The organism is Limnohabitans sp. (assembly GCF_044361645.1).
Lineage (GTDB): Bacteria > Pseudomonadota > Gammaproteobacteria > Burkholderiales > Burkholderiaceae_C > Limnohabitans_A.
Genome location: NZ_JBIKIL010000158.1, coordinates 1 through 7,188, shown reverse-complemented (window position 1 = coordinate 7,188; position 7,188 = coordinate 1). Strand labels below are relative to the sequence as shown.

Sequence of the window (7,188 nt, the reverse complement as noted above, 5' to 3'; positions counted from 1 at the left end):
CAATGTGGGCCTGATGGCCCAACAAGCCGAAGAATACGGCTCCCACGACAAGACCTTTGAAATCCAAGAGGATGGCGTGGCCAACATCACCGATGTCAACACCGGTGAAGTGCTGTTGTCGCAAGATGTGGAGACCGGTGACATCTGGCGCATGTGCCAAGTCAAAGACGCCGCCATTCGGGATTGGGTCAAATTGGCCGTCTCGCGTGCGCGCAACTCGGGCATGCCCGTGGTGTTCTGGCTCGACCAGTACCGCCCGCACGAAGCGCAGCTGATCACCAAGGTCAAGATGTACTTGCACGAGCACAACACGGCAGGCCTGGAAATCCAGATCATGAGCCAAGTTCGCGCCATGCGTTACACCCTCGAGCGGGTGGTCCGAGGCTTTGACACCATCAGTGCCACCGGCAACATCTTGCGCGACTATTTGACCGACTTGTTCCCCATCATGGAGTTGGGCACCTCGGCCAAAATGCTGTCTGTCGTGCCTTTGATGGCGGGCGGAGGCATGTACGAAACGGGTGCAGGCGGATCCGCCCCCAAACACGTACAACAGTTGGTGGAAGAGAACCACCTGCGCTGGGACTCGCTGGGCGAATTCTTGGCTCTGGCCGTTTCTTTGGAAGATTTGGGCATCAAAACCAGCAACAACAAATCGAAAATTTTGGCCAAAACTTTGGATGCTGCAACGGGCAAATTGCTCGAAAACAACAAGAACCCCTCGCCCAAAACCGGCCAACTGGACAACCGTGGCAGCCAGTTTTATTTGGCCATGTACTGGGCGCAGGAATTGGCCGCTCAAAACGACGACCTGGACCTCAAAGCCAAATTTTCACCCTTGGCTCAAACCCTGACCGAACAAGAAAAAACCATCGTCGCCGAACTCAACGCCGTGCAAGGTCATGCCGTGGACATTGGCGGTTACTTTTACCCTTCACCAGAAAAAGTTCACGCGATCATGTGTCCCAGCCCAAGCTTTAACGCCGCCTTGGCCGCCGCAGCCTGAACAAATCCAGGCTGTGCACCCAAAGCCACCCATTGGGTGGCTTTTTTTCGGCTGTTGATGTTGAAGAAAATCTGCCACTCCAGTCCTTTGACGCAGCCGCCCCCGCAGACCAAAGCCGCAAAGCGCGGTCGGAGAAAAGCCATTGGGCGCTTGCGCACCCAATGGCTTTTGGAGATGCCAGCACCTTGACAGACGCGCACCCTGCTGCTCAGTGGAACTGCTCTTCTTCAGTGGAACCGGTCAAAGCCTTCACCGAAGACGAGCCGCCTTGGATCACGGTGGTCACGTCGTCGAAGTAGCCTGCGCCCACTTCTTGCTGGTGCGACACGAAGGTGTAGCCCTTTTCGCGCGCTGCAAATTCAGGCTCTTGCACCATGTTGACGTAGTGCTTCATGCCTTCGCCGTTGGCGTAAGCGTGGGCAAACTGGAAGGTGTTGTACCAGTTGATGTGGATACCGGCCAAAGTGATGAACTGGTATTTGTAGCCCAGCGCCGACAGGTCTTCTTGAAAGCTGGCGATTTGGCTGTCGTTGAGGTTCTTCTTCCAGTTGAACGAGGGCGAGCAGTTGTAGGACAGCAGCTTGCCGGGGCAGGCGGCGTGCACCGCCTGCGCGAATTCGCGGGCAAAGCCGATGTCGGGCACACCCGTTTCGCACCACACCAAGTCGGCATAAGGGGCATAGGCCACGCCGCGGCTGATGGCTTGCTCCAAACCGTTTTTGACCCGGTAGAAACCTTCTTGCGTACGCTCGCCGGTCAAGAAAGGCTTGTCATTGGCGTCGTGGTCTGAAGTGACCAGGTTGGCCGCTTCGGCATCGGTGCGGGCCAAGACGATGGTGGAGGTGCCCATCACGTCGGCTGCAAAACGGGCAGAGATCAACTTTTCGCAGGCCTCATGGGTGGGCACCAAAACTTTGCCACCCATGTGACCGCATTTCTTCACAGCAGCCAATTGGTCTTCGAAGTGCACGCCCGCTGCGCCCGAGGCGATCATGTTTTTCATCAACTCAAACGCGTTCAACACGCCGCCAAAACCCGCCTCGGCGTCGGCCACAATGGGCAAGAAGTAATCGATGAACTCTTTGTCGCCCGGGTTGATGCCACGGCCCCACTGGATTTCGTCAGCGCGCTTGAAGGTGTTGTTGATGCGGCGAACCATGGTAGGCACCGAGTCGTAGGCGTAAAGCGACTGGTCGGGGTACATGGTCTCAGACGTATTGCCGTCAGCCGCCACTTGCCAGCCCGACAGGTACACGGCCTCCAGACCGGCTTTGGCCTGTTGCATGGCTTGGCCAGCGCTGATGGCACCGAAGGCATTCACATAGCCTTTTTTGGAACCGCCGTTGACTTTTTCCCACAGTTTTTCGGCACCGCGTTTGGCCAAGGTGTGCTCAATGGGCATGCTGCCGCGCAGACGCACGACATCGGCCGCGGAGTAGCCGCGCTTGACGCCCTTCCAACGGGGATTGGTGGCCCAGTCTTTTTCGAGGGCAGCGATTTGCTGTTCACGGCTGAGTTGTTGGCTGAGGTTGGCTGGCATGGAAAACTCCTATAGGTCAAGTTGGTATCGGCTGAGGCTTGCAGCATTTGCAAAGTATCTGAGCCTTAATCTTAACTCTTATAGAAGACACAAAACCTATCTTATATCTTATATAAGACATATATTTTTTCATTTAAAATCATAGGCTTGCACAACTAATTTCACAATGCAAAAATATTTATTGCTTTAAGAAAAGGCGTGCGCTGTCCACACTCGCTTTTAAAAGAGGCGCAAAAACAGCGCGTGCTTGAAACAAACCCGACAATCAAGCCCCACTTCAGACCCTGCACTGCAGACCCCAAACAGCCAGCGCTTTGCACCCCACCGAAACAACACGAACAAGCGCTGATCCCAGCCCAAGCGCTGTTGACCAGGCCTGCACACCGGGCAAAGCAATGGCAAAACAAAGCATTGACGCTCTCATTTGTGTTGAAAAAAACGGTTCAAAAGCCAGGACGAGCCAGAAAAACCCAAGATCAGGGAAAAATCATGCGCAAGACAGCGATAAATATGGGTTTCCCACTTGGAAAGAGGCCCTTTCTCCTTTAGGATCGCCCTAGCTGACAACACACCGTTCATCAGCGGCGAACCCCCCTTTCGACCTAAGGAATCTCATCATGGCAACTGCGAAGAAAACCCCGGCGAAAAAAGCTGCAGCACCCGCGAAAAAAGCAGCTCCGGCCACCAAGGCGGCTCCAGCGTCAAAAGCTGCAAAGCCAGCCGCCAAAGCTGCTGCACCCGCGAAAAAAGCGGCTCCTGCTGGCAAGCGCACACCCAACCCCGCATTCATGAAAGCACTGACTCCCAGTGCCGCCTTGGCTGCTGTGGTCGGTGCTACACCGCTGCCACGCACCGAAGTGGTCAGCAAGATGTGGGTCTACATCAAGAAGCACAACCTGCAAGACAGCGTGAACCGCCGCGCCATCAATGCCGATGACAAACTCAAGGCTGTGTTTGGCAAGGCCCAAGTCACCATGTTTGAAATGGCTGGCTTGATCGGCAAACACTTGAAGTGATTGGCCCACTCGAAGCACAAAAAAACCCGCTGATGCGGGTTTTTTTGCGGCCGAGGGCGGCCCTCTGATCATGCCCGGCCCACACGCATTCGCTTGGGTTCAGCGCGATGGGGGCCTGGCCCTCATGCGCCCTCAGTACCCATCATTTTTTTGTTTGGCCAAGGCCGCTTGTGTGATGGCACTCAGAGTGCCCCGCGTGGTGATCACCTCGGGGTCCAGCATGACCTCGATCAGTGTGCCCTGAGGCCGTGCCAGCGCTCCGAGCAAGGCAGACTCGAAGTCTTGCGTTCGTTCAATGCGCTGGCCCACATAGCCGTACGCTTCGGCGAGCGCCACAAAATCAGGGTTTTGCAATTTTGAGCCTGTGACGTGCTGCGGGTAATCGCGCTCTTGGTGCATGCGGATGGTGCCGTACATGCCGTTGTTGAGCAACACAACAATGCTTTTGCCCCCGTGCTGAACAGCCGTGGCCAGCTCTTGGCCATTCATCAGAAAGTCACCGTCGCCAGCGATGGTGAATGCGACACGGCCCGTCAGCAAATTGGCCGCAATGCCCGCAGGCACACCGTAGCCCATGGCCCCCACTGTGGGGGCCAGTTGGGTTTTGAAGCCTTTGACCAGACCATGGTGTTTGTAAAAGCGGTGCATCCAACTGGCGAAGTTGCCAGCACCATTGGTGAGCACGGCATCGGTGGGCAAGTGTTTTTGCAGCAATGCCACGATGGCGGGCATGTCGATCGCACCTGGCAAACTCTGCGGCTCAAGATTGTGTTGGTAATCGGCATGGGCCGCATGGGTCCAGTCGGTCCATGCAAGCTCGGTGGGGGCAGTCAAAACCTCCAGGCTGCGCGCGGCTGCGTTCATGGTCGCGTGGATGGCCAGATCGGCTTGGTACACGCGGTTGAGCTCTTCGGCACTGGCATGGATGTGCACCAACTTTTGTCGGGTTTTGGGGGCTTGCAGCAAGGTGTAAGCACCCGTGGTCATCTCGCCCAAACGAGGGCCAATGGCCAGGATCAAATCGGCATCGCGCACACGTTGGGCCAGCCCGGGGCCAATGCCAATGCCCACGTCACCCGCATACAAAGCATGGTGGTTGTCAAAGGTGTCCTGAAAGCGAAAGGCATTGGTCACCGGCAGTTGCCAGTTCTCGGCAAAGCGCTGGAGTGCTTGGGCCGACTGCGGTGTCCAGCCCCCACCTCCTGCAATCACCAAGGGTTGGCGGGCGGCCAGCAGCATCTCACGCAAGCTGCGCAATGCACCCGGATCACTCCAAGCTTGCACCGGTTCAACGCGTCCCAGCGGCTGCGCCGTGACGGCTTGGGTCAACATGTCTTCGGGCAGCACCAAGACCACAGGGCCAGGGCGACCGTTCATGGCCGTGGCAAAGGCGCGGGCCACGTATTCGGGTAAGCGTTCAGCATGATCTACACGCTCGACCCGCTTGGCCATGCCTTTGGTGGAGGGCCCAAAGAAATGGGTGTAGTCCATTTCTTGAAAAGCTTCTCGGTCGCGCGTGTCGCTGGCCACGTCGCCCACAAACAAGATCATTGGGGTGGAGTCTTGAAAAGCCGTGTGCACGCCAATGGACGCGTTGGTCGCACCCGGTCCACGGGTAACAAAACAAATACCGGGTCTGCCGGTGAGTTTGCCTTGGGCCTCGGCCATGAAAGCGGCGCCGCCCTCTTGGCGACAAGTCACAAACTCGATTGCCTCGCGGTGCAGATGAAAGCCATCGAGCACGGCCAAGTAGCTTTCACCGGGAACACCGAAAGCATGGGTGACGCCTTGGGCCAAGAGGCATTCAACGAGCAGGTGGCCGGCAATTTTGGATGTCATGCGCGCATTGTGCACAAACCCTTGGGGCCGACTGTCACTGCCGTGCAAGCGGGCAGGCCTGAACGGCAGTGTGCTCAGTCGGGCGATCGGGCTGCGGGGTCAGGGGGCTTGTTCCACCACTTTGAACTCGAATTGGCCGGGGTGCCGCACGGGGTCGACCGAGACCTCGATGCTGCATTTGGGCGGGAAACGCCCTTCAAGCAGCAGTTTGGACAAGGGGTTTTCCAGCCGCTGCTGAATGGCTCTTTTCAGTGGGCGTGCACCGAACACCGGGTCAAAACCCACTTTGGCCAGCTCCGACAAAGCCGCCGGGCTGACTTTCAAATTCAAATCCATGCGGGCCAAACGGGCTTGCAAAACCTGCAATTGGATTTCGGCTATCGAGGCAATGTGTTGTGCGTCCAGCCCGTGGAAGACCACGGTCTCGTCGATGCGGTTCAAAAACTCGGGGCGGAAATGGGTTTTGAGCTCGTCCCACACCGCGTCTTTGATGTCCTCGGCGGGCTGGCCCACCATGGCTTGGATCAGGTGCGAGCCCAGGTTGGAGGTCATCACGATCACCGTGTTTTTGAAATCCACCGTGCGCCCTTGGCCATCGGTCAGGCGTCCGTCGTCCAGCACTTGCAGCAAGATGTTGAACACATCTGGGTGGGCTTTTTCCACCTCATCGAGCAGCAACACGCTGTACGGTTTGCGGCGCACGGCCTCGGTCAGGTAACCGCCTTCCTCGTAACCCACATAGCCCGGCGGCGCGCCGATCAGGCGGGCCACGGAGTGCTTCTCCATGAACTCGCTCATGTCCATGCGGATCAGGTGGTCCTCGCTGTCAAACAAGAAACCGGCCAAGGCTTTGCACAGCTCGGTTTTGCCCACGCCCGTGGGACCCAGAAACAGGAAAGAACCGGTGGGCCGGTTGGGGTCGGACAAGCCCGAACGCGAGCGCCGAATGGCATTGGCCACGGCCGCAATCGCCTCGTCTTGGCCCACCACACGCTGGTGCAATTTGCCTTCCATTTGCAGCAGTTTTTCGCGCTCCCCCTGCATCATTTTGGACACCGGGATGCCGGTGGCGCGCGACACGACTTCGGCGATTTCTTCCGCCCCCACCTGGGTGCGCAGCAAGCGGTGCACGGGTTTGTCGCCCGGTGCGGCTTCTTTGGCCTGCACGTCTTTCAGGACTTTTTCCAAAGCGGGCAATTTGCCGTATTGCAACTCGGCCACTTGGTTGAATTCGCCCTTGCGCGTCAGGTCTTCGATTTGTTGTTTGATTTGGTCGATTTGTTCGCGCACCTGCTGCCCGCCGTGGGCTTGAGACTTTTCGGCGCGCCAAATTTCTTCCAAATCGGCCGATTCTTTTTTCAGCTTGTCGATTTCCTCCTCGATCAAGGTGAAGCGCTTTTGCGAGGCTTCGTCCTGCTCTTTGCGCACCGCTTCGCGCTCGATCTGCAATTGGATCAAGCGGCGGTCGAGTTTATCCATCACCTCGGGTTTGGAGTCGATTTCGATCTTGATTTTGGCCGCAGCTTCATCGATCAGGTCGATCGCCTTGTCGGGCAAAAACCGGTCGGTGATGTAGCGGTGGCTGAGCTCAGCCGCAGCCACAATGGCCGGGTCGGTGATGTCCACGCCATGGTGGATTTCGTACTTTTCTTGCAGGCCTCGCAAAATGGCGATGGTGGCCTCCACCGTGGGCTCATTGACCAGTATTTTCTGAAAACGCCGCTCCAAGGCCGCGTCTTTTTCAATGTATTTGCGGTACTCGGCCAGCGTGGTGGCACCCACGCAAT

General features: G+C 57.3%; 5 protein-coding genes. 2 read left to right on the top strand and 3 right to left on the bottom strand.

The window, feature by feature from the left end; genetic code table 11:
• The coding region (locus ACIQ39_RS17730) for an NADP-dependent isocitrate dehydrogenase (RefSeq protein ID WP_396435912.1) at window positions 1–1,006 on the top strand (1,006 nt) is incomplete at its 5' end.
• 208 nt (window positions 1,007–1,214) lie between these two features.
• Here the strand turns inward: ACIQ39_RS17730 and aceA are convergent.
• Window positions 1,215–2,546 (bottom strand): isocitrate lyase, encoded by a 1,332-nt coding sequence (gene aceA, locus ACIQ39_RS17725; RefSeq protein WP_396435911.1) that lies wholly within the window; start codon window positions 2,544–2,546, stop codon window positions 1,215–1,217.
• 617 nt (window positions 2,547–3,163) lie between these two features.
• Here aceA and ACIQ39_RS17720 point away from each other — a divergent pair.
• Window positions 3,164–3,562 (top strand): SWIB/MDM2 domain-containing protein, encoded by a 399-nt coding sequence (locus ACIQ39_RS17720; protein WP_396435910.1) that lies wholly within the window; start codon window positions 3,164–3,166, stop codon window positions 3,560–3,562.
• A 132-nt stretch (window positions 3,563–3,694) separates the two neighbouring features.
• Here the strand turns inward: ACIQ39_RS17720 and ACIQ39_RS17715 are convergent, their stop codons facing one another.
• Together ACIQ39_RS17715 and ACIQ39_RS17710 are read right to left on the bottom strand one after the other, a co-directional pair.
• Window positions 3,695–5,401: a thiamine pyrophosphate-binding protein gene (locus ACIQ39_RS17715; RefSeq protein ID WP_396435909.1), complete on the bottom strand. Its 1,707-nt coding sequence runs from the start codon at window positions 5,399–5,401 to the stop codon at window positions 3,695–3,697.
• 99 nt (window positions 5,402–5,500) lie between these two features.
• The coding region (locus ACIQ39_RS17710) for an AAA family ATPase (protein ID WP_396435908.1) at window positions 5,501–7,188 on the bottom strand (1,688 nt) is incomplete at its 5' end.